We start from the raw sequence: 25,679 nt of genomic DNA, 5'->3' as shown, positions 1-25,679 counted from the left end.
TGAACCAAAACACCTCCTCATTTAAACCTGCGACATCCATTCAAAGCGCAGCACAAATGACATTCACATACGTCTGGGGAAGAGAACAAGCAGGGAAAGAACAGAGTATGCACGCCCTAGAAGTATTATAAAATCTTATCCGCAACGGTTCACATTCCATAATTACCCAGATGGATGAGTACCATCTTAGATGAGTGCCGTCTTGTAACTGTACTTCTGTTTGCCACGCCTGCGGCATATGCAATTGTATTAGGGCACACAGCAGGACTCTCATTTCCCAAAAACCAGTCAGTCCCTTGGGCCAAGCAAGGAGGAACGCAATGGCTGCTGCTCTCTATGCTCGGGTTAGTACGGATGAACAAGCGCAACACGGACATTCCATAGACGCTCAAAAGGAGCGGCTCATCGCTTATGCCGTGTCCCAGGGGTGGCATGAATACCGTCTTTATGTTGACGAAGGCTACAGTGGTACAAGTCTGGAGCGCCCCGCTCTCAAGTCTCTTTTGAGACACATAGAACAAGGAACCATCGATACCGTAGTCGTATATAGACTCGACCGTTTAAGTCGCCGACAGCGAGACGTGCTCTTTCTCTTGGAAGATGTTTTTATGCCAGAGGGCGTGGTGTTTAAAAGCGCCACAGAACCGTTTGACACGGGCACACCTCTGGGAAAAGCCATGATAGGTATACTGGCCGTCTTTGCACAATTGGAACGCGATACAATAGCCGAGCGCACGCAAGAAGGGCAGCGTAAACGAATTCAAAAAGGCATGTGGCATGGGGGCCGCGTGCCCTTTGGATACGACTATGATGCGCAAACCGGGAAACTCATTGTGAATGACACTGAGGCACGCCTCGTACGAGCAGTCTTTCGCAAATACCTGGACCACCTGTCCTTGAGTCACATTGCAGAGTGGCTGTCCGCGTATGACGATTCACGCAAATGGAGTTTTGTCACTGTTCGTCAACTTTTGGACCGAGAGACTTACCTAGGTAACATGAAGTGGGGAATGAGCAGTAAAGAAGATGCACACGAAGCTATAATCAGTCAAGAAACCTTTGAACGCGCGCAGAGAATGCGAGATCGTCGAAGGGAAACCCGGCCCAGTCAGCGTAAACACTTGCTGTCAGGAATTCTGAGATGCGGAAACTGCGGGGGCAAAATGTATCACCGGACATACGATAGCCGCCCCTATAAATACACGTATTATGCCTGTCAATACTCAGAAATGTCCCGCAAGCAACTTTTGCAGCATGGACGAGAAGAGCGCTGTACGTTACCCAAAATTAGAACAGAGACGATTGAGCCCTATGTAATCCAACAGTTGCTGGAGCGTGCGAGTGTTCAGCGGGACGAGTTGGAGACGATGTTAGAGAAAGAGGGACAGCAACAATCAGAGGAACAGCAACTAATCCATCAACTACAGGAACGTCTGAATGAACTGGATAAGCGAATAGACAGATGGTATGAAGCTTTCGAACGCGGAGACATAGATTCTGGAAGAGCAAATGCGCGAGTCAAAGCACTGGAGGCAGAGCGGTTGAGAGTTTTCAATAAAATAAATCAGGCACCAAAGTCTGAGGAAGCCAGTTCCAGCGATGACCCGTTCTTTGAAGCAATGACCTTAATTCATGACGCGTGGCCGGAATTGGCGGCAGAAGAACGACGCCAAGTTCTTCAACTCGCTGTGCATGAGATTTTGGTATATGCTGACCATCGGATTGAACTCACATGGAACATGGACTTGTAGTACCAACCCGTTAATAGACCTTTGCCTTATCAAAATACTCCGGGTTGAACATGGGAATTCCCAGACCCTCAATTTTCTGACGGGCAGCCACTGAAACTGGAGCTCGTTCAAGGTTCCGGAGCGAAATACGGTTATAGACTGCAGACGGGCGTGGACAAGGGACGGCAATCCAACGCTTACGACCAGTTCGAACATAACCAACCCATACGTCATCGTCGGTGACACTGGTCACAGGCAGTACATAAATGAACTTACCCGTTTGTTTCCCGGTACTGGCTAAGTCCCGGTAGTCGGTCTTACTCCCGGCAATCCGTTGTCCCTTAACCCCCGTCAAAACGGCAAAAACACTTTCGGTATACAGAGAGTCACCAGATTCCTCCAAGTTGATTGGCTGAGAATATACAACTGGGTTCTTGCCAATCCGTTTTAGTACGGGGACCTTCAAGTTCACAATCCGAGCAGTGGATATACCTTTGGCGGCATACCGCTGATAGGGTTCTTCCGCCACTTTAACGACCATTTTCAGACCCTCGCCAAATTTGTACCATACCAACTTTGCTTCTGTCGTAACGGCCATTCACTTGTCACCCCGTTTTCTGCCTGTTCACAGTCATCCGGTCGCGCGGGCTCTCTGTCGGCGCTGTCTTGTGCGCCTTACAGCTGTTTTTGCAACTGGGCGCTTCAGTGGAATATCCCATACAGTGCGAACGTCTACGCCCTCATCCCAAGTCGTACCCGCTTCTGACATTAGGAACAACGGTTCAATATATTGCTGAAAGCGTTCATATGTTCGCAGCCTTCTTAACACGGCTACGTTTCTTTGCATAATGGGTATGAACGCAGCGGAGTCTCCCGTGTAAAACGCTTCTTCAATTGCTGGCTCGTAGATATCAATCGTCGGTAAATCGAAGTGATGAACTGCTATCACATAGGCTAGGCAATACGCAGCGGTAGTCACTTCCCTAGAGACAATGAAGCTCGCTGGCGTCCGATACTCGAAGCCCCATTCCTTCTGCCGAAAGTCGCCCAGGAAGCCATATTTCGGACGGCGTTGGCTTGCTGTATCTGTCGCTTCCACCAACATCAGCGGAATCGCTAGATATTGGTCGAGAACCTTAATTAAATGGCTGGACAGTTGCACCCCGGAAAAATGAATGTGACCTCCCGTTGAATAGGGTTTGAAGGGCATGCTGCCCGCACGCCACTCCACGTTGGCCCGGTTAATTTTAGACGACGCCTCCACCATTGCATCGCGGAGATTTGTCACAAGCTGCAGTGGATTGTCTTCTGGATTCGGTCGAAGTTCGAGCAGAGGAAGCCTTTTTCCGTCCATTCGCACACTGCGGTCGTCACAGCCGACTCGTCCCTTTCGTGTGAAATAATTACTTGCCAAAACCATTTTTCCAACCGGATTTCGAAGCATCAGTTCCATGTCTGTCCCAAGCGTGACAGAAAGGGGTGCATCAGCAAGCATAGTCTCCGTCCGTTCCACAAAATCACTGACAGCCTTCCCAAACAACTGCAGCATTTTTCCAGTAAGGACAGGATGCGGCGTGACGTCGAGAATGTACAATAATCCCCTTGCCGATACTCCGATACTGACCAGGCCAAAATCTAATCCGAGCGCGTGCAGAGTTCTAGTAGACAAACGTATAACCCGCCGTGTTAATCGGTCTTCTGACACGCTTACTTCCTCAAAATTATCTTGAATACGTTGAATCCGCTGGTTAATCCAAACGGGTGCTGCATCAGATCGAAAACAAGACAAGGGATGCATATCGAATACGGGAACGCGGAACTGTTGAGTCAAGCCGAGTAATCCGTTTTTCAATTGTTGCCGCGGCGCACACCGGATTCCCAGTTTTCTCAGTGACTTCACCATCTTCACCCGAGACGTTGTTCGAAGAATTGCATCTCGTGGATTTAACACGCGCCCGTTTGGCGGGTCGCTCTCGTCTGAAAGTCCCCATCGTATTACAGTGTCGATTTGAGCGATACCTGAACTGGATTGATAAGTATGCAGGCGCGGGACCTGACGCATCAGCCTCTTTGCAGACGGTTGCCCCGTATGCAGCAAAAAATAGGCCACGTGCTACAACTCCTTTCCGGGAGTTTGAATTGAATCAGTCAATCGTGAAAGATAACGGGCATATCGTACGGGACGAAGGAATGCCAAATCCACAAGATCTTGTCTTCCTTTCTCGGTCAATGTCGTTTTCCAGGGCTTCGAATTCACCTCGATAATCCATACTCCGCCTTGAGGATCGAGACCGATGTCGATTCCGAGCTCACCATATCTACGCGAGGATTGCTCTTCCATGACATCGGGAACAATTCTTGAAATCCGGCGTACCATCTGGATGACTCTGCGTTGTTTGCTCTTCTCGTGAAACAGAGGGTTGAGAATGGATTCAAGAGATGCTGCTTCACCACCCGTACTTAAATTGGAGGTGATTTGTCCCTTTTCTGCCAATCTGGCAAACATTTTTGTGCGCTTCCACTCTCCCTGTTCATCTCTTTGCATGACGATTCGTATATCAAAGGGACGACCGTCCCACTGCGCCAAGGTGATTCCCTGCTGCAGCACATACGGTTTGGCTGCCAACCTCTTCTTTAATTGGTTGACTGCTTCGACAGCAGACGGGGCCGTACTTTGCGTAGGCGCTCCTGTTCTGCGTCGAATCTGATACATGTACCCACCTTCGACAAGTCGTTCAATACGAAAAATGCCTAAGCCCAAGCTTCCATGAACTGGTTTGCAAAATGTCACGGGATGCTTACCAATGAACTTCACAGCTTCTGACACCGTAGTGTAGCGAGCGGTATCAGGAATAAATTTCTCTGTCCTTTTGTCTTCCTGCAACCACTTGTATACTTGCCACTTGTCAAGGAAACCTGCATTAAATAACTTGTCTTGGTACAGCGTGGCCAATCGCTTGTGCCGCTTGGCATAAACAGTATCGCGTTCGCGTTTCCTTGAAATGACTTGGTCGTAAACCACATTTGGAAGCGGGAACTGCTCCACAACCCACTGTTGGTTAATGTAGCGATACCCCTTTACCTTCATGGCTGCAAAGTTGACATCACGGATGTCAAAGATAAAAGCAACACCTGTTTCGCTGTCCGCTAAGGTTAGCAGTTTCTGCAAAACAGGCAGGTGTTTAGTCGGCCTCATGGTTTGAGTCTTTTCATTCCAGCGAGGAGAGCAAAGAATTCCAAGGAAGTGTCCCAGTTGCATGCGGTCTTCTCTCAGAATTGCCCTCAGTTCCTGCGTAAACCGGCGAATCCCCAGATGATGTGCAAAAGCACTGCTTAAATACACGGTGTCGCTGTCCATAGCGGGATCGTACTGGACTGGAACATGCCCCTCATGAGGACCCAGTGTATACATAATTTGATTTCGCGACGATGGATGCAATATCGCACGAAAGTCTGAGTGGACCCGAACGAAGGACTCGGGATTGCGTTCCACTTTTATTTGGAACTCACTGTCACCCTCCATCCTTAAGACTCCTTTCGAGCTTCAGGACTCTCCGGTAAATCCGGCTGCGTTGATAGCATATTCAAGGAGGTTGTGAAGTGACAGCGTACGAAGAGTCGGTGCTGCCAACTTCAGCATTCGCCTACCTGGCGTAGAATTGATTTCGAAAATTCTTATGTCTCCCCGCTCATTCACGGCCAGGTCCACTCCCAATTCAGCAATCGGGCCAAATTTTTCCGTACACGTTTGCGTAACCCTGACAGCGACCTCATCTAAACGAGACAGTAATGCATTGGAACGTTGCCACTTCAAACTTTGAAATAGGTCCTTTGCTTCAACAGGTTTCCCGCCGGTATGAAGATTGGTCGTGACAGAATCAACAAAACCTACACGTGCCATCCTGGCGGTAACCACAGGACGGTCCGTAAACTGAATCAACCAGCGCAAGTCAAACGGATATCCGTCTCGTGTAAGAGGAAGTGGGAATGTCTCCTGTACAATACATTTTTTAACACCTGTTGCATTCCAAAAATCAACAAAGTCTTGCAAATCAAAACAAAACTGTTGCTGTTTCGCAATCGTCTTTCCGTTCTTAGAAGGCGACCTGTTCCAATCAATTCTGAGTCCATTGTTGGTGCGCCGAATATGGTATATCCCGTGTCCTTGCGCACCCGTCAGCAGCTTCACGTAAACATCGGAATGTTTGTAGGCCAGCCTGAACACCTCGTCTGCGGTTTGTGCCAGGTATGTGTTTAGGAGATACCCCTCTAAATCGGAGTTTTGAGACAAGAGTCTGTGCATCATCCATTTGTTCGTATAGAAGCGAGGGAGTGTATGCAGTATTCCTTCTGCGGCAAAACTCTGCAAATCGGCTCTAACCAATGTTGCCTGCGTAGGCTCAAATGCCCCAGACCGCCGTAACACAACATCGGGATGTGCGACCTCCGATACCTCCCAATTACTGGTAAATACGTTATACCGCCACCCTTGTCTGGTGTTGATATATCCGGGCCCGATGACCACTACATCCACTCCGATTTCACCGGCTGCGACAGCCAAGTCTTTCAGCAGCCGCGTCTGGGGGCCAAATCGAAGTTTTCTATTTCTATAAGAACTCACATAAATTCCGAGACAAGGACCTATCCTCCATGTCTCTCCGTCTCGCACACAATGAAGTGTCATACTGTTCGGCAGGCGCAGCTTTTCTTGAAGTTCCTGACTCAAACGCAGACTCGGTACACTGCTTCCAGATGCAGCAATTGATACAACCGTAGAGTCTTTCCCAATTCGCATTGCCTCTGCGACCGAAGCTGTATTCCCGGCATAGAGGATTTTTTCGAGCAAAGCTTGACCTTGTCTCGGCAAATCAGCTACAGTTACGAGGTTACCATGCAGAGTAGGGTCATTCTGAACGTGTATTAGCACAAAAGCTCACCTCTTGCACAGTAAAAATGGGGCGCTCACAGACGCCCCACAACACTTATTACTTTGGGACCCAGTAGCCTAGTCTTCAATCTCGACTTCCTCGAGAAGACTTTCGTCGTCATCGAGAAATTCTTCGTCCTTCTTGTCGACTGGATCGCATGTCACAACACACATCTTGGTTTCCCCAAGCAGTTCTACGCCAAGTTCCTTTTCGACTCTGACCAGAATTTCCGATCCGTTTCCGGTCACAGTTGCATCAAGGCAATTGGGATTTTGAAGATTTCTGACCTCTACTGTCCTGGTATCTTGCAAACAGTCCGTATCCAGGTCTCGAAGTGCGATTTGTTCCACATATGAGACTGTATCCGTTGCAACCGCCGTTTCCGAATTGTTGTTGTACGAATACCATACATGAATCGTAAACTTGCCCCGCACCTCGACATAATCACCAACCAATTCAGCGTCATAGGTATGATTCATGACCCAGCACCCCCCAATTGTGCTGGGACGATTTGCGGGGCGCACAGTATACGTGGTCTGGGAGCCCATGCTAGTGCAAAACAACCTTCTGCGGCGCTTCGTTGGATTGAGAAAAGGTCTGTGAATCAAGCAAAAACCCGAATAATTTTAGGAATAATTTTAGTTGCATTCAATAAAAAAAGCCCCCGACCGATCGGGCCGAGGGCTTCACCTTATAGAAGGTGGGGATTTGGTAAAACTACTTGATTCGAATACTTATCCACTATCCTTTCGCAGCGGCCGACTTCGTGCTGGCTGTCTCCGCGGGCTCTTTGGTTGTTGCTGCATCCTTCGCGTTCTGCTGTGGAGTTGCCGTCAGCTGCTTGATTGCATCCTCGAGCGCTGACAAGTTGGTGAAGACGCCTGTCTTGCGAATTCCATCTGCCGCCTTTTGAAACTCATCCATCGCATGAGTAATGGTCTTGGCATCGACGGAGATCCCTAATTTCTGAAGCTCGCTGGATGCGAGAGTCACAATGCCGCCCTTCTCGTTCTGGCTCAGCTGCGAGACATCCTTTCCAAATGCATGCAGCACAGAACCGACTGTCTGCAGAATTTGCGAATGCTGCAGCTCATTTTCTACGTGGTGCACCTCGACGCCCATGGCTGCCTTGACGCCTTCCATGCCCGGTACGCCAAGAATGTCCTCCCCGGCTTTCACAATGTCGCCGCCAATCTTCATGACCCCTGGTAAATCAGACTTTAGCTTGCTGAAAAAGTGTTTATGCAGGCCATAGGACCCACCTAATACAGCGACAACAGTGGTGACAACGACCTCGGTGTTGTGAATGAATGTTGGATTCAATGCAATTCCTCCTTAGTGGATGGTTTTATGACAAAAGCGATCCCCATGTCTGAGGACCAACTATGCCATCGACTTGAAGATGACGTGAGTGTTGATACTTAATAACTGCGCCGCGGGTGTGAATGCCAAAGATTTCGTCTTTCGGCCCCGGTGAACAATCATAGAAAGTGAGCACTCGTTGTAGATGCAACACCTCACCTCCAACTGCACCAATCATGATCTCCTTCATGTGATGCTGTACATAATGGATACGGCCCCATGTTTGAGGTCCCACGATGCCATCTTTAGTGATGTGCTGATGATCCTGAAAGTCTTCAACTGCCTTCGTAGTTTTAGGCCCATACACGCCATCTATCGGCCACGCATTGACCACTTTCTGCACCGTCTTCACAGCGTCTGAGTGCATGTATGGCCGCTCTAAGCGCAACTCAGGGTATTTATCCTTGGTCGGCTGTACATGGGTCACATGATGCACGGGAGGAGCGGCTGATGGTGCTTTGTGGGGAGCAGGCTGTACAGGTGCAGGCGGTTCGGGAGGCAGGCCGCAATAGGTGCGCAACGCTGCTAGATCGCCATTGAACACGTCGAGGTCTACGCGGCCGCTGATGCCTTTGACGGAACCCTTATCGCTATGCTGCCAGAATTCCCACTTGTTAAAGTTGGAGTAGCCAGACGGAGATTTCACGCCCCAATCTGCGCTCCATAGCTCTTCATCAACAGCGAGATTAGCCAGCTTAGACTTATCAAAGTTTGGAGAGATGTAGAGGAGTCCAACGCGGTTTGTGCGTGACTTCACATATTTACCGAAGTCATTCACCCATTGCTGCAGTTGCTTGGGTGTCATACCGCTCTCTGTTTCCAGGTCCAGTGCAGGCCGTAACTCCCCAAATCCGCCATTCTTCTCTACCACATCACAGAAATACTTTGCTTCTGCCACCGCATCATTAGACACATCCGGCGTGGCATAGTGATAAGCACCTTCCAAGATGCCGGCCGCTTTTGCATTTGCCATGTTCTGGCCAAACTTGGGATCTGTGAAACCTACGCCCTCGGTAGCACGGATGTAGGAAAATACGATGCCGTCTGCTGCGACATCATGCCAATTGATGGCTCCTTGCCACTGGCTAACGTCGATGCCTTTTGCATCATCCTTTTTGATGGGTTGCATTCGAATCAGCCTCCTTTTGCAACTGGGGATTATCGTGTTGGTCGTGGGTGCGCATAAATTGGTTGATGTTGTGCCAGTGTTTCAGAAACAGTTGAGCGCGCGCCTTGTTAGTCACAATGTCAAAGTAGTTGTCCTCTTTGCTGGCTGTCTCGCTGAAGTTCCAACTGCCTGCCAATACAGACTCGCCGTCCACCACAGCAAACTTGTGGTGCATGATTTCGTCCTTCTGGCTTGTCCCTTCAATCACAGGTATACCAGCCGCCCGAAGCTTCACTACCTCCGGATGCTCATACGTTCCATGCGCTTCTCGGTGGTCAATGACCATCTGTACGTCGAGCCCGTCTTTCTTTTTCTGCAATAGAATATCCATAGCCGCGGGCAGGTGAAATGCAAAGATGGCAACGTGGATGCTTTGCTTCGCTGTTTTGAGGAAATCAACAAACACCTGCGTCGTGTCATCTTCAGGGGCAAAGTAGGTTTTCATTGTCATGCCGGTTTCAAGTGACATGTTCATCCTCCTTAATATTCTCGCGAATGGCGTCTATATCGTCGCTAATGTCGTCTGTTAGTTGCTCGGTTCGACTCACAGACTGTATCAGGACTGCCATCATGTCTCGCATGGCCTCCTGCATGTGAATCGAACTCTCCACCAGTCTTTCAGTCCTCTCGGACTGTTGTTCAATTTTCTCCGACTGTTCCTCCAACCTCTTAGATTGAGCGGCCGTCAGTCTGGTTGCAATCGCGCTCCCGATAGCCAGCATTGGCTGTGTGATGGCTGAGTAGATGGTCAGCACAATGAGGAAGTGCAACATTCCCGGGTCATGCACAATGCCCGTCAAAATAGAAATGGTCCAGAGGGCAATCACTAGGGTTTGTTGCTTGAACCCTGGGACTCCTCCGAACCATTTTGAAAAGGCTGCCAGCCATCGCTCTTCTCTCTCAGATGTTGTGAACACCCATATAATTGGCCAGAAAACAATTTTCAACGTCTTACGGATGCACGAAGATCGCCCACTCAACAAACCACCCCGCAATAATAAGCGTTGATGAAACTAAAATACCCAGCGTCCACCTCGTCCACGTCGGTACTCGTCTCCCGGCCTCTTCTTTTTCGCGTTCCTTCATTTCAAGCACGGTCTCGAGCTTTGCATCTACCCCGTGGATATCGTCACGGACGCCTGACATTTCTTCCTTCACGTCGTGGACCTCATCCTTGAGTGAGTGAATATCCTTTGAAAATACTCTCCGCCACTCCTTTAGATTCTCAACATCCGCGATCAATTGACCTTCCACCTTTGGATCCATGTTTTCACCCTTGTCTATTCTTATTTGACTGGCCATCTGCGCACCAACAGAAAAATAGCCTCCGGGTCAGGTGGGGGCCATTTGGGAATCTGATATTCTTTTGAGACCATATCGTTGTATCCAGCGCGTACCATGAAGCCAGCGTCGAAGTAGGAGCAGTAGGGCCACTTCTTGTCGGCCCATTGAATGAACGCCCGTGGTAGATGCACACGATTAAAAGTAAGGTCTCTCAGCGCTTGGTCCATGTCACCAACCCATCCATACAGTTTACCCTTTTGACGAGCGGCCCAGATGAGCGCACGCTCCATTTTGGTCCGATTGTACGGTGGCCTGAACACACTGCATTGCCTGTAGTCAATTAGGTCAATTGTTACACCGGACGCAATCGCCTCAATCTTGTGGAATGCCCCGAGTGCGACAGCAACGTGGAATGCAATCGGCTGACCACGTTCCTTGTTGTGGCGTATGCATTCTTCCCCAAACTGGATGAGTCGGTCGATGTCGTTCTTTGCATCCGAGTAGACGAGAATGTCACCGGGCTGTGCGTGGAATTCTTTCAATGCGCATCACTCCTTTAAAGTTGGCAAACAAAAAGGTCCGATGCAGGAAATTACATCAGACGAGAGAAGAAGACAATCTTAGACAAGGGGGAGTTGTACTTGAAACAACGAGTAACTTGGATCGACGTCTGCAAAGGAATCGCAATATTATTAGTGATTTTGGGTCACACCACCATCCCACCCAGAACCTACAACTACATTTACTCATTTCACATGCCGTTGTTTTTCATGCTGTCTGGATATCTCTTTTCAATGTCGCGTCATTCGGAATTTATGCCGTTTCTAAAGTCAAGAGTAAAGTCATTGGTGATCCCCTACTTTAGTTTCGGGATTATATCGATTATCGCCATTGACTTGGCCTCTGTAGTGGACCCCGCAAAATACGGACACACCTTAAGTGGCCAGCTTACGCAACTCGTCTTATCTCGTCGGGACCAGATTGGCTTCAACATCCCGCTCTGGTTTCTTACGTGTCTATTCGTCATTGAAATTGTGTACTACGTGTTACGAAGGTACATCAAGAACGACCTTCTCCTTCTCGCAGTATTGCTATTGGTGGGATTCTACGGATTTAAGACGCAGAATTCCCCTTGGGTTTGGTCGGCTAATGTAGCGCTCTATTTCATGCTTTTCTACGGTGTTGGAAACATCGTTCGAGAGAGAAGTATCACGCTCCATAAGAGTACTTGGTTTAGCTTAGTTGCCGTGAGCGTAGCGACAAATGTAAGTATATTTGTTTTCCCGTCCCTGATTCAGTTTGGGTCGACCTATCTCGCTCATTACATAGTTGCAAATTTAGCGGCCGCTGCGGGCATAATCACTGCAGTCTCAATTTCTAAACTAGTCGGCTCGTCCCGCGTGTTTACTTACCTAGGAAGAAACACACTCCCGATCTTTGGGCTGCATGGATGTGTTGGCTTCCTAATCGCTGGGAAGCTCCTTTCCACATTGCACATTCATCCACCAACTGCCTATGATCTTTTTGGGCTGACGGTCATGATAACCACCCTCCTTGTCGTGATTCCTGGAGTTGTCGTTATTAATCGCTATTTCCCATTTATATTAGGGAAGCCAATCCGGCTCAAAAGCGCATAAATCATTGGGTTCCAGCCCATGCCCAGGAGGGTGCGCCGCTGTAATTTAACGTAATCGTGTCCTCTGGATTAAGCATAAAACTTCCACCTGTGAGACCTGTTGTGGCACCGTTGATGACAATGGATGAAACGGTGCCACCTGTAACAAAAACAAAGGCCGGAACCGAAAACGGATTTGTAAATTGAGTGCCACTCGATGGTATTCCTGGCGCTCCTAATGCACCGGGCGCAAAATTGAGATTGCGTTGAGTAAGTTTTCGTGTCGGTACAACAGATGGGCTATATAGCCACGTACCGTAATTCGTACCGGTCGACAAACCAACTTCTGTCAAATCGTTATCGCTGAATTCCAGAGTGTTCATGCTCCCGCTTGCTCCCAGTAAACCAACAAAATGCTGCCATTGTCCTGTCCGGACCTTGTTCCTTCGAATCTTCAAATCTCCGTTTGATCCGGTGGTGTCATTTGCTATCAATACCACATTCGGATTTGTGTTGGTTTGTTCAAATGTATTCTCCTCAATGATGGATTCAATGGAACTAGTATTGAGCTCGAGCATATATCCTACTGCATTTCCACTTGTGTTCATCAAGATTCTATTCTCTCTGATGACCAAGCGGTCGCATGCTTGCACTTGTTTGACCGGGCATGGTGTTCCACCCATTCCTGAAGTTATCGTGTCTTGGATGATACGGTTATCAATCAATTCGACGGTGCCGGTAGGGGGGACCGTTGCGGAGGAGTTATATATCTGAATTTGCGTCCAATTTGGTTGCCCAACTCCAACACTCGTCCACCTGAATCGATTGCCCCGTATGGAAATGCGGTCAGCTCCTGAAGCGTAAATCCTGCTATTGTAGAATGTGTTATTCAGAATGTTGATGTTCTCAAGTTGAGTAGATCCATTTGGCTCGATGTCAACAGCTGCATCCACCAGATATCCCGTTTGATTTTCGTCCATAAAATGATTGTTTACAATCCACACGTTTTTCGGGAAAATCGGCTGATTGGTGGTGACTGAGATAAGGCAGCCGGACCCTCCATTGAAGGCAAAGTTAAACCCGCAATCAATCACATAGAAGTCCTCCCCCACTCCTCCAATGGTCTGCGCTAATGTGGAGGGGGGTGAAGATGTTTGAGTCCAAGTGCACTTATCAAAGGTTACATGTCCTTTTGCGGAAAGCAGAAACGTTGGAGTGATATCTTGGAAGGTACAGTCTCTAAATTTCAACCATTCCACATTTGTCGAACTTCCAATGATTGCCGACAATGGCGCGTTTGGAGCCTCGAATGTCACATTTTCAAATTGAACATGAGACATGTCCGTGAATAATGTTTGGCTATTGAATGAGGAGGGCCCATTGAACCTCAAGATTGAGCCATTTTGGCCTATGATGCGGACGTTTTTAATCGTTCCGAATGCCGGAACGCCGTCAATCAGGCATACACCTTTTGGCAGAATAATGGTCATCCCCTCTGATGCTAACGCTGCAATTAGGGGCGCACTATCATCTGTGACTCCATCGACTTTTGCGCCGAACGCACGAATATTAATGGTACCTTCCGTCGCATAATATCGTTCATCGGTCACATCACTCGAACTAATTGCTGTAGCATTCGCGGCGACAGCAACCTGCGCCAATGGAATTTCCCACCGTGTCCCTCCACTCAAGATGTCATTTTGCGTGAGTGACGGTGCGACAGGTGAAGCGGCTGCGGTTCCCTCCAAGTACACAATCCCGATAGTGTTAGCTGACCAGTCGATGCGCAGCGCAATGAGATCGATACGCGGGTTGGTTGCATCCGCAGCGGCAATTTGAACCGCTTTACTGGCGTCATTTTGGTATTGTCCACCCATGATGAATGCGCGCCCAGTGTCGACGGACACGCTCATTGCTGTGCCTGCAGCTGTAACGGCCAGTTCGTTGAGGGCTCCTTTAATAACGCCTGTCGGCACCCAATTACGCGCCATCATAGACCATTGAGATGTATCTACTTGCGTGCCGCTTCCACTGGTAAAGGGAAAGTATGAATCTGTCACACTATCGCCTCCTATCCGTTTTTGTAACCTGTGACGGTCAACTCAAACTGCACAAGTGCCGCCATGGTATTGCCGCTTGGTGCAGACGCATTGGAGTCCACACCGAACACGGTACGTCCTCCTGGAGTGAGATAATTCTTTACGTCTGCACTCTTAGTCTGAATGACATTCGCCGTGGCCGCTGGACTCCAATAGCTGCCCCATGCAGATGAGGTAATGTCGCTCATGCTGTTCATAATCACATGTGGGTCGCCTTCTTCGTCCATGTATCCACTCAGAGCCGTGGAACCTTGGCTTTGCGTCAATCGTCCCGACGTCAGCTGCCACCAAGTGTTAGACGCTGAGGAATCATTCTCGTAGGTCGGCATGGCCTTTGTAGTCAGCGTGGCCGCTGTAATGACAAAGTTGCTCGGGATGTACGCGAAGATGTACGCCTTTTCGTTCAGGTTCGTGGCACCGCTCCACCATCCGGCCTTGGACCATCCCCAATACTGGCCGGAGCTTTCAAATGTGAGCTCGGACAACACGCCGGAGCCACCGAGCATGGTCGCGCCGTTCGCCAATTGGATTCCGGCGTTGTTCATCTGCACAATTTTCGCGCCCGAGTTGTCGAGAAGGGCAAATATCCCGTTTCCGTTGCCGCTCCCCCCGATTGTCAGCGTCCCGCCTTGAATGAATGACGCCGACAGAACTCCTGTCGTGATTTGCGATGCGTCCAGATTGGCGACAGTCACGAGGCTTGCGTCCAGCGTTCCCGTCCTGATGAGGTCAGCAACAAATCCCGAGCCGGTACCAAAGGTGGTGTAGGCCCATGTTCCGTCTGCGTTCTTGCTGTCGGCAATCGCAAAGATTCCGCCTCCGAGCTTCATCGCCTTGGTGGGGCTCTGGCCAAGCGGCTTGTCGTAGATGGTGATGCCTTCGTTATTTGTGATATAGACGTAGGCGCCATCTGACTGGATTTGATTGCTCAGAGCCTTGATAGCGCCCTGCAGTTGCGTTGTTGGAATCGGTGAGGCTGCCGTCGTTGTGTTTGAAATGCCGCCATCAAACGTGCCGACATTCGTCTGCTGCAGGGTCTTCAGCTGCGCCTGCGTTGGAATCGTCGTAGGCAAGAAGTTACCCAATACAATCTGTGTGTTTTCTGGCTTGACCAAATCTCGCTTTATCTCCAGCACCCGCGCAGTCAAGCGCAGTTCCGGCTGAATTGCGGTGTCAATCACGGCTACGGTATCCCCCACGCGAACTGCCTCGAAGGAGAGCCCTGCCAGCCGTTCCAAATCCACAACACTCATCTGGTAGGTGATTTGTGGCGTGACTTGTTGCTCCAGCGCATCCCATGTCTCCTGCAAAAGGGTCGCGGGGTCGGTCTGCTGACTGTCGCTGAATGCGCCAAATCGGTTCTTGGTACCGTTCTGCCTTCCCCACTGCGCCAGAGCCGTGGGGTCACTCACCCAGTCTTGTCCTGCGGGCTTATCGACTGGATCTCCATTGGCCGTCGACCACTCTACCGTTTCAAATGTTAGTGGATTGCCGTTGCTGTCAGCGCGCCCGTACCCGCGCAGAGCTGTCTTGAGATTAGTGGTATAAGGCGTGCGCTGTACGCTCTTCAGGTCTTTGCCATATACAAACCTCTTGCCTGTGTTGTTGCCCACCGTCTGTAGCCAGTCCACATATTGTCCCGTAATACGCGAACCGGAGACTGTCAGCCTGAACTGCATCTCCCCACCCCATTGAGCAAGGAGAGCAGGCAGCGCGCTGGATACGCTGGCCCGCTTGATATCCAGTGACTCGATAGTAGTGACATCGACAGTTCCCACCTGCCATTGCGTCCCGTCCAGCACCGTGCTGAGCGCTGTTTCAGCGTCTACATTCGACAGGGTGACGTTAGAAATCCAGTCGTCACCCAGTTCTGTCTGGGCTAAATATGTACAGGTGCAAATTTTAAAGAGCGTGTCCGTATGGTGCTCATCCACCTTGACAATCTCAAACAGCTGAAAGTTATCATCCAGGTCATAGAACCCTACAAGATAGCCGACTTCTAGGTATTGCGCTTGTGTCACGTCGGCGGGTACCGAAAACACGAGCTGCTTTTGTGACTGAGCCTGCTGAGTGGTACTCGCGTTCATGAGTTGGTATGTATAGATCGCACTGTAATACGGACACGCGTTGGGCGCCGACACACCAAGCATGGTCTGCAATTGGATGTTGCTGTATTGGTCCGAGGTCGACGCGATGGTCAGCGGGAGGAAAGCCGACGAGAGGAACGGATTGGCGAGAGAGTTGTCTGTGCTGAACACATACAGACTCGGCTCACGGGTGGGCGCAGTGGGTGTTCCACTGTCGCCTAGGAACATGCTGCCAAGTTGCGTGTATTCGCTCTGGCCCATGGACTCGCCTCCTCATATGTAAAAAGCCATCCCGAAGGATGGTCTCTGTGTGTTTGATTCGCCCCCGAAATCTTTAAAACGTCGAACCACTCACTGATAAATTGGTCTGCGTCTGTGGTTCAAGTTGCGCAAGGTCACTTTGTGCAAGTAGCTTCACTTCATTTTCTGTCATGGTTTGATACTCTGCATCAGTGAGATTCGTTTGCGCCTGATTGTTTGGTGCCCACGTGTAATTTCTCACATATGCAGGGTTAGGATTACCGTTTGAGTCAGTTTTGTTTGTATCGAGCCAAACTGAGTATTGAATACCTGTTGCGTGTGCTGTAGCAGAAAGAAATTGCATTGTCATGGCTTCCACCTTCCTTATTTAATAAGCGAATAACTTAAACTGTATGTGTAACTGCTTGCATCTCCGTGTGACACACGAACATAAAAAGTTCTGGGTATTGAACCGGCAGTTCGTTTCACTAGGTCTTGTGTGCCACCCGGTACACTTCCCGTACTACCCGGATATATCTCGTAAGCATATACTCCACTCGCTGTCACTGCGGTTGGAGAATCACTAATTTGATATGTTATTCCGTTTGCGTCAACTCCAATTACATATACTGAAAGGCCGCCTGTTCCCGAAGCGTTCGTCACACTGAGGTCAACGATAACCCCACGAGAATTATAATTTGTAACATTTGCACTGTTAGTTGTTGACGTTCTTGCCGCACTCGCTAACAGTGTGCCTTGTGTGTTGTTGCGGACTCTGTCCCATGTAGAACCATTGTATTGTTGCTGACTCGTTATAGCGCTGTTGTTTCCTAGGTCACTATCACTGGCGGTGCCACTTGCCCACCAATACCGTGCTATTCCATTGTCGTTTACGCCCATCACAGCGATATCTGTCGGAACAAGTGAACCATGTGCTGCTGTAAAATTACTGCCCGCAAGCTCAACGGGTGCCGCACCGCTCCCGGTGCCTTGTAGCTGTGACAACAGCCCTTTCAGCAGTGCTATTTGAGACGCACTGAGTGTTGGGTCGGTCACAGCTGCGTCTGCCTTTGCACCCTTGGTCACATCTGCGCCGTCCCCCATTCCGACAGCTACAGTTGAAAGTACGTTTCCTTGACCGTCATAAAGGGTGACGGGCAATGGATTATCTTGCCCAGTGTCCAACATAGACGTGCCGCCTGTTTTGAAATGCTGCGGCAATACGCCGGGATTCGTGTTCGGTGGCGGCGAAGTCTCGCGGTTCAGTGTAATTCCCATGGTCTTCCTCCTCTACAGTGAGCCTGGTGTCCATGACACAGAAGCGGTCGTGACACCAGTGGGCGTGATGCTCAGCGTTTGTGCGCCGGGCTGGAGCGCGAAGAAGTTGCTCGACAAGCCCAAGTCAGCCATGGCACTCACGCCGTTGATTTGTATCTCCTGCTTTGAGCAGTCAACTGTCAGTGTGTCTCCTGCTACAAAAATGTGATTCACGAGTACATACAGCCTCCCGAGAGATACCTTGAAGTCAGTCGCGCCTCCGGTAAAGGTCACATCGATGGTCGGCCACGTCTCGTAGGTACCCGTGACATTCGGAGATGCGCTGTCACTCGCGAAGGCTAGAGACTCCTGGGTTCCATACGCAAAGGGATCGACGCACATGAACGTAAGCTCACCTTGACCGAGCGTCACCAACTGCTTAATATCCGTTGATTGCGTACCCGCTCCCGTGCTCATGCCTGCATCCAACACCGCGTAATACGTCAGACCTGGCTCATTGTCGAACACGAGCGTCTGTGGCCCGTTCACTGTTGACAGCCACTGCGCAATCTGCCGGATTTGCGTCCGTAGTGAGGTGTTGGATGTCTCAGTGATAGCCACCTTGACCTTAATCCATCGGGGACCAAGATCCGTTCGAATGTACCAAGCGCCAGGTCGATTGGGTACCGAAATCGTGCGGCCTTTCAAAGGCGGCAGAATGCCAGTGATGGTGTCTGTGGCCGTGACATTGTAGTTGCTGCTTGCCACGCCGTTGTATGTAAATCCATAGCCGCTCATGAGTCACCCCTCCTATACCGTCACGCTTGCGGTCACCAATGCATCGTCCGCACTGCTGTAGACCATCCGGAATTTTAACTGTTGCTTGAGCAAGTCTGCGCCTCGATTCATCTGCACCTGCACATAATTGAGCTTGTAGGATTGAATGGTGAGCCAGTCGAACGTGGTCGTCAGCGTGTCCGAGGTGCCGTCCTGCATTTTCGTCCATGCAGAGTCGTCTTCGAGTGCCAATGTCAGCTGGCCTTGTGCAATGAACGGCCCCGGGTGAATGCCAACCACATCTTGAATCTGGTCGCTATGAATTAACTTGATAGCCCTCAGAAAATGCCAGTCACCGGAGATGACGGTTCCAATTTGCTGACCGCCCAGCTTGACCACGCCGTTCTGCACAGAGGGAGGGTCGACAATCGGAACACTGGCACCGTTCCAGCTTGTCGACTGTGCCATCTGCGACCACCATTGTGCCTTTGAAGTCAAGCCGCGTTCCACATCGAAGGAGAGGGTCCATTGCTCCAGTCTCGCACCCGCATAAGCCCGGGCGTATTGTCCGTCATACTCTGTCACCGTGAACGAAGTTGGGATGTCAGCCACGCCAAATGTGTGGACGTTCCCGCTCACCGACTCCGCACCAAACGCTGCCCGCATTTCAGCCAGTATGGTCTCAGGCGTTGCAAAGTGCGTGGCGCTTACCTTCCCGCCTGCGTAGTACGGCACGTTGAGGATTTGCGGCGTGATGAAGGTGTACGCATGGATGGGGTGGTACTTGACTAAGTCCTCAGCCATGAGTGGGTTTGCAGGAAAGAATGTGGTCGGTGCAGCCGTGACGCCCCACGCGGACTCCGCTCCATAGCCAAGGACCGATTGACTGGATAAGAGCATTAGAGCGTGCCTCCCATTGCATGGAGCTTCTGCTGCGTGTAGATAGCAATCTGCTGAGACAGAGACTCAATCACGTGCGGGTCGTTGAAGTTGTGCGCCCCGTGAATATGGTTCGTCATATTTAGCACGATTTGTCCTCCGTTTTGGACGCCAGCGCCGGTTTCATGCGTCAGTTGAGCGGCAACTTCTGTGCCGAGGTGAGCGGGGCTGTTGCCCTGATATCCAGTGTCCATCGCAGCTTGTGCGCCCGGTTCCAGCACACGACGCAGCGCATCTTGAACCCGCGGGATGCCTTTTTGCAACCCCGCTACATACATGTTGATGAAGTTGGGTGCCCACTGGTCCGATGTTGCGCCAGGGCCAGCTTCGGTCGGAGATCCGAATCCCAAGAAACTCTTTACCGCACGGGCTACACGGGAAACGGCACTTGTGACTGCATGCACGCCGGCCAAAATACCATTTTTGAACATGTTGATAAAATTTGAGCCCCAAGTGTAGGCGCCATTGACGAGCCACATAAAGCCACTTTCAACATCCCGCACTATCGTGCCGAAGAAGTTACTGATTTGCCGCCAATGCGCAATGATCAAGGCTGGAATACCGATGAAAGGGTTCAACATTGCGAGTGCAAATTGTACGCCAAGTCCTAAGTGTCGGAAGGAGTTCCAGACGCGCCCGAGCCACGCAATGACTTGGTGCCAATGTCGCACCAATTCCACGACGGCTGCTACCAACGCAGCAATTCCAATGATGACGAGTGCTACTGGATTAGCATCCATGACCGCATTGAAGGCAAAGAATGCGGCGGTCGCAAGGCCAACCGCTGCGATGATATCCATAATGACCGGATGCGTCTTGCCGAGCCACATCATCACCTTGATAACAGTGTCTACGAATATCAACAGGTTCTTCACTGCGGTTATCACAACGTGAATCAGAATTCGAATGATAGGATTGGTAGTCAGCAGCTGATTGATCCATTTACCTAAGTCGCCTACTACCTTGAGCAGCTCAAGTCCAAGAGGTGCCAGATAGGTGATTAAGTGCACGACGAGCTGAGCAAGTTGCCCAATGAGTGTGAGTACTGCCTTTCCACTCGATGCCGCATAGGACAGAAATTCCTTGAATCCTTTTGTCTTGCTCAGGCTATCTGTCCATTTGTAGAAATCTGCCGTCATGCCAACAAGGCCAGTCTCCATGCTCTTTGCACTGCCTCCAAAGGCCATCATGAGATTGGCAATCCCTCGAAATACATTCCCCGTTGCGTGTCCAAACGCGAGGATTGCAGGTCCTGCTGTGGACGCCAGCCAGTTGAAGAATTGCTTATTATCCGACGAGCCGAGCGCCTTGTCCATCTGCGTTCCAAGCGTTATAAACGCGTTGGCAGATGCGGTGATGACAGGCTTCATGTCCGTCATCAGAGTTTCTATCCCCTTGAGAGCCAACCCAAAGACCTTGAATACTGGCTTTTGAAACGACCGGGCGAAATCTTGCCACTTCTCCTCGAAAGTCTGAAGAGTCCGAACTGCTGCCACTTGGGCCGCATCCAAGCCGTACAGCGCCTGTTTCTCTTGGCGCAATGCAGTCGCCTTCTGAGCGCTCGTCGTAGCTGTGGCATATGCCGCTTGAGCCTTGTTGAGTGCGGAACTGGCCGTGAAGACTGACTTCAAGTCGGAGATAGCCACGGCGCCAAACCCGGCCACGCCAGCAGACGCGGAGGTAAAGGCCGATGCAAGGCCCATGACTGCATTTGTGGCAGCTGCTGCTACAGGTGCAACCATGGGCAATGCGCTCAGACCGACAGCGGCCAAGGCACCCATGCGCCGCCCGCCGCCTGCGGCTTTTGCAGCGCCTGCGGCCGGAGATGTTGCGGCTGCCGGTTTCTCAACAACACCAATCGTAACGATCTTGTCGTGCAAGGTATCAATCGCTACTTTGAGGCGCTCGACTTGGAGGATTCCTTTCTCGTCCAACACGTCCAGCGGAATCTTGTTGAGAATAGTCCGGAGCTCCAATTCTTTTGCTTGGAATTGATCCAACTTGGCCAGCGCGCCCTTGTCCTCCAAGTTAATTTTCACGGCCTGCTCTTTGAGGGTCTCGAACTGGGCATCTAGCTTGTAGAGCGCCTCGAATGCTGGTCCGTCATTTACCCACACATCCAAGACACTATTTTGCATAGTATCGAGATCTGCTCTGATTTCGTCCAAGCGCGCTCGTGCCTCAGCAGTATGGAGGTCAATCGTTTTGGTCGGCTGTTTTGCGATAAGCTCATCGACTTGTCTGTTTACTCCAGCTACGGCACTCTCAACTTTGTCCATCGCTAACTTGGATTGGTCAGCGCCGGTACGCATGTGGCTTGCCATCCTTTGGACACCGTCCACCACCCCTTGAAACGCCGCCTTTGCCTTATCGGCCACTGCAGTGATGAGGATTCTCAATTCCGACTCACTAGACATTCTAATTCCCCCTCGCCTGCTCGGCGCGATTTTCTTCATTGATAAATTCGATTTCTAACATGACACGCGAAAAGGGCACCTTTGATAGTTCCAAAGGTGTGCATCCCCAACGTTTACAGACCAGTGACTCCTGGTACGGAAGCAGGTCTCCATAAACAGATCGCCCTCTTAGGTACTGGCCGACCCGTTGGATGAGTTTGGGTCCGGTGCTGCCGATTCCAGACCTTCATTGAGCGCTTCAAAAATGCAGGTTATAACCGGCATTACCGGAACCTTCTTCCACACAGAGGGGTCCTTCGAAGGAATCTCAAGAGTCTTTCCATCCCTGTCCGGCAGGTTCCAGTCTTCGATGATGGCCGTGGCAAGCGCCATAGCCTTATCCAAGTCCAGGTCTTCGACGGTGGGATTTTCATTTGGCCCCTTTTCCTTTCCGTCTTTGTCCCTGGGCCTCATATCAATGAGCGCCTTCATGACGTCATGGGGCAATAACTTCGGGTGCGGTGTCTTAATCCACAGGTCGTCCGCAATGTCTTCAGGCAACTTAATCACCTTGGTTGCTTCTACTTTCCATCCACCCATGTATATTCTCCTCTACAACAACTTTTAATAGGATGTCTGCTGTCCGTTCGATAGTGTGAACAGCACTGGGCTAATCGGCCCGCTTGCGCCTGCATCCGTGCTGTTCGGCATCGCCTTGATGTCGTAGTCCACTTCAACCCATTCCTTCGTGTAAGACGGTGTCGTCTTCGAGAACGCACACTTACTCATCTGGATAGCGAGTGAGTCCCCGCTTGCTGCGGTCAATGTCAATGTCGTGGCCGGCTGCGTATTGCTCAGCAAATAGGTGAGTTCAGTGTCGTCATCCACAGCGAATGTCAGTTTCCCTTCAACCGCCAACGGACCCGCATAAACGAAGGTCGGCGCTTGACTTCCACTGGCTGTGTTCTGCGCCTTGGTGCTTCTCTTCGCGGTCAATTCGAAGCCGATCAAGCGCGTGTTAGCAGCTGCAGCGATTTGCAACGTGGCCTCCCAGCCTAGAAATGGGTCGAGTGTCGGCAATGTTGGCGTGGACGTTGTGCCTACTGCAGACGGGAATCCTGTCCACTTTGTACTGGCAATTAACGGGCCGTCTGTCGCATATTTCAGTTGTACCTCGCTTGGCAGACACCCCGGATATTGGCGTTCGTTGAATCCGTTATAGACGGACAATGTATATGACGGTGGCTGCCCACTTGCAAGGGAAAGGGCGTGTGCATAAGGTGCAGCTGAGCCCGTCACGGTGTCGACCCCCATCATGCCCATCAGCACTGCACCTAAAGCGTCCGGGTAAAAGTTGGCGTCAAAGTCGACTTCGCTGTAGGTGGGACCGGGGTATTGTGCAATCGGGTCCACAGGCGCACCCATGAGTCCTTTGTCCTCAATCCAGTGATTAATGTCCTCATTCTTTACATTGTTCTGCACAGGGAACCATATTGATGGAACGACCGCCGTCCCTTGCGTCGTCTCCTTGGCCATCCCCACGTGCAGAAGACTACTTTGTAGTGGCATCGGACTTTTCACCTTCTTCCTTCTCGCTCTTCTTTGGTTTCTTCACAGCTTCAAAGAGGGGATTGAAAAAATCATCCGGCAACTCCACTTCGTCTCCAGGCTCAACATCGACGCCCAGTGTTGGAAGTGTCGTCGGCAGCTCTCCGTTGTACTTAAATTTCACTAGAGGATTCCTCCTACTTGTGGAAGTTGACAGCCTGCAGCTCGACTGCCCGCAGGGTATAGGTCACGCCGAGATAGGTAGTGCCTCCGTATTCAACATGGCCGTAGTCATAGCTCACGATCCCCGCCACGAAGACGGTTCCCTCGAGCGTGAAGTGCTGATCAAATAGGTCAATGATGGTATCCACCCAAGGCTTCAGGGCCTGATCCGAAGCTGCAAGGTCTCCCCCGCGGGCCACCAGGAGCGTAAGCGTCAAGTTGTGTGTCGTGTTTCGCTGGTTGGGTTTACGGGGCCAGTCAATGTCCCCTTTGTCGGGTACCAAAGTCGTAGCCGGCAGGAGTGAAAGTGACTCCGGCGCATTCTCATGAACCCGTGCGATCCCCTTCTGCAATTTGAGAACCGTGTTGGCTCCCTTAATGACCGTATCCAAGCTCACTCTTTGCTCATCCTCTCCACCGCCCGTTCGATCGCGTTTTGAATCCGCTCAATTGCGAATGGTTTTGTAACAAAAAACGTCCGTCCCATGAAGGGATTCGGACGGGTACCAGAACGTTTGATTTTCATCGCAAGCGCCCATGCAGCACGCTTGTTTGCTTTTGACTCTCGAGCCAGCCTAAACTTCTTCGCCGTCCAGGACTTGAGTGCATCGACTGGCGGCATATGCGGTCGCGTTCCATACTCTACATAGGGTCCATACTTGATGGGCTCCGACACCAATGCACCCGCGCCTCCAGCCACGGGAATCACCGTTCCATTTATAGCACGTCGGAGCGTGCCAGATACCCCTTCTGGCGCTTGCCGTTTGGCTTCTCTTGCAACGGAACGTGAGGTGTCCCGCAGTCCTGTCAGTACCTCCTTGTCCAAGATGACAGCTGCGTCTTTGAGGCCGGTCGGTATCTCCGTCTTGATGCCAAATTGACTCACGTCCACCGCCTCCACCGCTTTGCCATAATCGCAACGTCCGTTGGGATACCTTTCTTGAATTGGAGCATCCCAAGTTCAGCGTTGGCGGTCACATCCGAGAATCCCGTGTCGCCTTCCTTGAACAATCGAGCAGCGAGCACAGTGGACGCCCGTACAATATCGGCTGGCAATGGATTGTAACCGCTGGTATAGGTGACATTCACAATCAAATGCTTTGCATAAGGTGCCGGCACCGAGCCGTTGAATCCAGGTGTGCTCGTCGTGCTCGGTCCCCATGCAGTGATTTGATAATCGTCAAACTCACACTGACTTGGTTCGACCGTAAAGGCTGTATCGCCAGGGCCGTACTGCCAAGTGAGCGACGACACAGATGTAACGTTTCGGCCCTTGACCTGTATCAAGATGTTGCCGTTCGTCATTGCAATGCCACGTGCCGTCTCAGTGACCGTTTGATAAGCAAACGCGCCCGGCTCCGTGAAGCACGCATCGTCCCAAAGTCGAGAGCCAGCATCTGCAACTGACTCGATGGCTGACACTTCTTTCACCGGAGCACCAACCACGTGGTCATTCACCAACGCCGTGACAGGCACCGTATATGGACCTGTGCCAGTGATGGCGCCAGTGATTTGCACCGTTTCAGCCACGGCTGGATTAAAGTAGTCCAACGCCAGGTACATACCAGGATAGAGGCCGTTGCCGCTGGCTACTTGATTCGCGGCAATCTCAATTGTTTGCGTGGTGCTTGAGGCTGCACTGGACAAAGTCGTGTCAGGCTGTAATCGAAGCGCCGCCGCAATGGCAGCAGCGCCCGTGTATGCGGCGGTCATCTTCGCTCACTCCTTACTTGGATTTTTCAGCGCCCTTGTAGTGGGCAGCGAGTTGCTTCGCGTCCAAAGGGGACAGCTCTTCAGGGTTTGCTGGTACCTGACCAGTGTATGGCACCCACTTTGGCCCCATTACCACCTTGTCATGTAACTGGTCCGGAATACTCACCACACCGTTGACGATGGGCAAATGCACCGGCTTGTCGACATCCTCCATCACGGTCATGTGGGACTTAGTTTCTGGGCTTTGCGCCAGTTGCTCGTGAAAGTATTTACGTGCCACGCTATCAACCTCCATCAATAAAATCAGGAGCGCC

Annotated in this window: 27 protein-coding genes; 2 read left to right on the top strand and 25 right to left on the bottom strand. The window is 50.9% G+C overall.

Annotated features, from left to right (window positions below):
* The first annotated feature begins 320 nt into the window (after positions 1–320).
* The gene (locus GI364_RS11395) at positions 321–1,751 is read left to right on the top strand and encodes a recombinase family protein (RefSeq protein ID WP_198853681.1); all 1,431 of its coding nucleotides are present in this window, start codon (positions 321–323) and stop codon (positions 1,749–1,751) included.
* 10 nt (positions 1,752–1,761) lie between these two features.
* On the opposite strand, the gene GI364_RS11390 is transcribed toward GI364_RS11395, so the two are convergent.
* The 11 genes from GI364_RS11390 to GI364_RS11340 form a co-directional block, all read right to left on the bottom strand.
* Positions 1,762–2,328 (bottom strand): hypothetical protein, encoded by a 567-nt coding sequence (locus GI364_RS11390; protein ID WP_198853680.1) that lies wholly within the window; start codon positions 2,326–2,328, stop codon positions 1,762–1,764.
* A gap of 33 nt (positions 2,329–2,361) precedes the next feature.
* The gene (locus GI364_RS11385) at positions 2,362–3,840 is read right to left on the bottom strand and encodes a putative amidoligase domain-containing protein (RefSeq protein WP_198853679.1); all 1,479 of its coding nucleotides are present in this window, start codon (positions 3,838–3,840) and stop codon (positions 2,362–2,364) included.
* A 3-nt stretch (positions 3,841–3,843) separates the two neighbouring features.
* On the bottom strand, positions 3,844–5,253 hold the full coding sequence (locus GI364_RS11380; RefSeq protein ID WP_198853678.1) for a YheC/YheD family endospore coat-associated protein: 1,410 nt from the start codon (positions 5,251–5,253) through the stop codon (positions 3,844–3,846).
* A gap of 21 nt (positions 5,254–5,274) precedes the next feature.
* The gene (locus tag GI364_RS11375; RefSeq protein WP_198853677.1) at positions 5,275–6,657 is read right to left on the bottom strand and encodes a YheC/YheD family protein; all 1,383 of its coding nucleotides are present in this window, start codon (positions 6,655–6,657) and stop codon (positions 5,275–5,277) included.
* Between the two features lie 78 nt (positions 6,658–6,735).
* A complete protein-coding gene (gene cotE, locus GI364_RS11370; protein ID WP_198853676.1) occupies positions 6,736–7,206 on the bottom strand; it encodes an outer spore coat protein CotE in 471 nt (156 codons plus the stop codon).
* A gap of 193 nt (positions 7,207–7,399) precedes the next feature.
* Entirely contained in the window at positions 7,400–7,981 is a 582-nt protein-coding gene (locus tag GI364_RS11365; protein ID WP_198853675.1) for a hypothetical protein, read from the bottom strand.
* A 25-nt stretch (positions 7,982–8,006) separates the two neighbouring features.
* Positions 8,007–9,149, bottom strand: a complete 1,143-nt coding sequence (locus GI364_RS11360) for a GH25 family lysozyme (protein ID WP_198853674.1) — start codon at positions 9,147–9,149, stop codon at positions 8,007–8,009.
* Positions 9,127–9,657, bottom strand: coding sequence for a phospholipase D-like domain-containing protein (locus tag GI364_RS11355; protein ID WP_198853673.1), 531 nt, complete (start codon positions 9,655–9,657; stop codon positions 9,127–9,129). The genes GI364_RS11360 and GI364_RS11355 overlap by 23 nt, the downstream gene beginning before the upstream one ends.
* Positions 9,647–10,168 carry a hypothetical protein gene (locus GI364_RS11350; protein ID WP_198853672.1) on the bottom strand — a complete coding sequence of 174 codons (522 nt, stop codon included), beginning with the start codon at positions 10,166–10,168 and terminating at the stop codon, positions 9,647–9,649. The genes GI364_RS11355 and GI364_RS11350 overlap by 11 nt, the downstream gene beginning before the upstream one ends.
* Positions 10,140–10,454 carry a hypothetical protein gene (locus GI364_RS11345; protein WP_198853671.1) on the bottom strand — a complete coding sequence of 105 codons (315 nt, stop codon included), beginning with the start codon at positions 10,452–10,454 and terminating at the stop codon, positions 10,140–10,142. The genes GI364_RS11350 and GI364_RS11345 overlap by 29 nt, the downstream gene beginning before the upstream one ends.
* 20 nt (positions 10,455–10,474) lie before the next feature.
* Complete coding sequence (locus tag GI364_RS11340) at positions 10,475–11,014, bottom strand: hypothetical protein (RefSeq protein WP_198853670.1); 540 nt, start codon at positions 11,012–11,014, stop codon at positions 10,475–10,477.
* A gap of 99 nt (positions 11,015–11,113) precedes the next feature.
* Here GI364_RS11340 and GI364_RS11335 point away from each other — a divergent pair, with 99 nt between their 5' ends.
* Positions 11,114–12,109 (top strand): acyltransferase family protein, encoded by a 996-nt coding sequence (locus tag GI364_RS11335; protein WP_198853669.1) that lies wholly within the window; start codon positions 11,114–11,116, stop codon positions 12,107–12,109.
* A 1-nt stretch (position 12,110) separates the two neighbouring features.
* Here GI364_RS11335 and GI364_RS11330 read toward each other — a convergent pair whose 3' ends face one another.
* The 14 genes from GI364_RS11330 to GI364_RS11265 all read right to left on the bottom strand — a co-directional run bounded on the left by GI364_RS11330 (position 12,111) and on the right by GI364_RS11265 (position 25,645).
* Positions 12,111–14,147, bottom strand: coding sequence for a right-handed parallel beta-helix repeat-containing protein (locus GI364_RS11330; RefSeq protein ID WP_198853668.1), 2,037 nt, complete (start codon positions 14,145–14,147; stop codon positions 12,111–12,113).
* A gap of 11 nt (positions 14,148–14,158) precedes the next feature.
* Complete coding sequence (locus tag GI364_RS11325) at positions 14,159–16,534, bottom strand: phage tail protein (RefSeq protein ID WP_198853667.1); 2,376 nt, start codon at positions 16,532–16,534, stop codon at positions 14,159–14,161.
* Between the two features lie 73 nt (positions 16,535–16,607).
* Positions 16,608–16,883 carry a hypothetical protein gene (locus GI364_RS11320; RefSeq protein ID WP_198853666.1) on the bottom strand — a complete coding sequence of 92 codons (276 nt, stop codon included), beginning with the start codon at positions 16,881–16,883 and terminating at the stop codon, positions 16,608–16,610.
* 14 nt (positions 16,884–16,897) lie between these two features.
* Positions 16,898–17,791: a hypothetical protein gene (locus tag GI364_RS11315; protein ID WP_198853665.1), complete on the bottom strand. Its 894-nt coding sequence runs from the start codon at positions 17,789–17,791 to the stop codon at positions 16,898–16,900.
* Positions 17,792–17,803: 12 nt separating this feature from the next.
* Entirely contained in the window at positions 17,804–18,568 is a 765-nt protein-coding gene (locus GI364_RS11310) for a distal tail protein Dit (protein WP_198853664.1), read from the bottom strand.
* A 12-nt stretch (positions 18,569–18,580) separates the two neighbouring features.
* Positions 18,581–19,447, bottom strand: coding sequence for a phage tail tube protein (locus tag GI364_RS11305; RefSeq protein ID WP_198853663.1), 867 nt, complete (start codon positions 19,445–19,447; stop codon positions 18,581–18,583).
* Positions 19,447–21,903, bottom strand: coding sequence for a phage tail family protein (locus tag GI364_RS11300; protein ID WP_198853662.1), 2,457 nt, complete (start codon positions 21,901–21,903; stop codon positions 19,447–19,449). Before GI364_RS11300 ends, GI364_RS11305 begins: the two co-directional genes overlap by 1 nt.
* Positions 21,904–22,071: 168 nt before the next feature.
* Positions 22,072–22,482: a hypothetical protein gene (locus GI364_RS11295; RefSeq protein ID WP_198853661.1), complete on the bottom strand. Its 411-nt coding sequence runs from the start codon at positions 22,480–22,482 to the stop codon at positions 22,072–22,074.
* A gap of 24 nt (positions 22,483–22,506) precedes the next feature.
* Positions 22,507–23,451 (bottom strand): phage tail tube protein, encoded by a 945-nt coding sequence (locus GI364_RS11290; protein WP_198853660.1) that lies wholly within the window; start codon positions 23,449–23,451, stop codon positions 22,507–22,509.
* On the bottom strand, positions 23,435–23,614 hold the full coding sequence (locus tag GI364_RS11285) for a hypothetical protein (protein ID WP_198853659.1): 180 nt from the start codon (positions 23,612–23,614) through the stop codon (positions 23,435–23,437). The genes GI364_RS11290 and GI364_RS11285 overlap by 17 nt, the downstream gene beginning before the upstream one ends.
* A gap of 13 nt (positions 23,615–23,627) precedes the next feature.
* The gene (locus tag GI364_RS11280) at positions 23,628–24,050 is read right to left on the bottom strand and encodes a hypothetical protein (RefSeq protein ID WP_198853658.1); all 423 of its coding nucleotides are present in this window, start codon (positions 24,048–24,050) and stop codon (positions 23,628–23,630) included.
* Complete coding sequence (locus GI364_RS11275) at positions 24,047–24,538, bottom strand: HK97 gp10 family phage protein (protein ID WP_198853657.1); 492 nt, start codon at positions 24,536–24,538, stop codon at positions 24,047–24,049. The genes GI364_RS11280 and GI364_RS11275 overlap by 4 nt, the downstream gene beginning before the upstream one ends.
* Positions 24,535–25,365: a hypothetical protein gene (locus tag GI364_RS11270; protein WP_198853656.1), complete on the bottom strand. Its 831-nt coding sequence runs from the start codon at positions 25,363–25,365 to the stop codon at positions 24,535–24,537. Before GI364_RS11270 ends, GI364_RS11275 begins: the two co-directional genes overlap by 4 nt.
* Positions 25,366–25,378: 13 nt before the next feature.
* Positions 25,379–25,645, bottom strand: a complete 267-nt coding sequence (locus GI364_RS11265; RefSeq protein ID WP_198853655.1) for a hypothetical protein — start codon at positions 25,643–25,645, stop codon at positions 25,379–25,381.
* Positions 25,646–25,679: the final 34 nt, after the last annotated feature.

The organism is Alicyclobacillus sp. SO9 (assembly GCF_016406125.1).
Taxonomy (GTDB): domain Bacteria; phylum Bacillota; class Bacilli; order Alicyclobacillales; family Alicyclobacillaceae; genus SO9.
Note: the sequence above shows the minus strand (reverse complement) of the source record. Positions and strands in the feature narration are given on the sequence as shown.

Coding starts and splice junctions, on each gene's coding strand:
- GI364_RS11315 (WP_198853665.1), bottom strand. CDS start 17,791: ATGGGAATTACACTGAACCGCGAGACTTCGCCGCCACCGAACACGAAT.
- GI364_RS11360 (WP_198853674.1), bottom strand. CDS start 9,149: ATGCAACCCATCAAAAAGGATGATGCAAAAGGCATCGACGTTAGCCAG.
- GI364_RS11320 (WP_198853666.1), bottom strand. CDS start 16,883: ATGACAATGCAATTTCTTTCTGCTACAGCACACGCAACAGGTATTCAA.
- GI364_RS11380 (WP_198853678.1), bottom strand. CDS start 5,253: ATGGAGGGTGACAGTGAGTTCCAAATAAAAGTGGAACGCAATCCCGAG.
- GI364_RS11390 (WP_198853680.1), bottom strand. CDS start 2,328: ATGGCCGTTACGACAGAAGCAAAGTTGGTATGGTACAAATTTGGCGAG.
- GI364_RS11300 (WP_198853662.1), bottom strand. CDS start 21,903: ATGTCTAGTGAGTCGGAATTGAGAATCCTCATCACTGCAGTGGCCGAT.
- GI364_RS11325 (WP_198853667.1), bottom strand. CDS start 16,534: ATGGGCCAGAGCGAATACACGCAACTTGGCAGCATGTTCCTAGGCGAC.
- GI364_RS11295 (WP_198853661.1), bottom strand. CDS start 22,482: ATGGGTGGATGGAAAGTAGAAGCAACCAAGGTGATTAAGTTGCCTGAA.
- GI364_RS11270 (WP_198853656.1), bottom strand. CDS start 25,365: ATGACCGCCGCATACACGGGCGCTGCTGCCATTGCGGCGGCGCTTCGA.
- GI364_RS11355 (WP_198853673.1), bottom strand. CDS start 9,657: ATGTCACTTGAAACCGGCATGACAATGAAAACCTACTTTGCCCCTGAA.
- GI364_RS11290 (WP_198853660.1), bottom strand. CDS start 23,451: ATGCCACTACAAAGTAGTCTTCTGCACGTGGGGATGGCCAAGGAGACG.
- cotE (WP_198853676.1), bottom strand. CDS start 7,206: ATGGGCTCCCAGACCACGTATACTGTGCGCCCCGCAAATCGTCCCAGC.
- GI364_RS11395 (WP_198853681.1), top strand. CDS start 321: ATGGCTGCTGCTCTCTATGCTCGGGTTAGTACGGATGAACAAGCGCAA.
- GI364_RS11305 (WP_198853663.1), bottom strand. CDS start 19,447: ATGCTCTTATCCAGTCAATCGGTCCTTGGCTATGGAGCGGAGTCCGCG.
- GI364_RS11345 (WP_198853671.1), bottom strand. CDS start 10,454: ATGGATCCAAAGGTGGAAGGTCAATTGATCGCGGATGTTGAGAATCTA.
- GI364_RS11310 (WP_198853664.1), bottom strand. CDS start 18,568: ATGAGCGGCTATGGATTTACATACAACGGCGTGGCAAGCAGCAACTAC.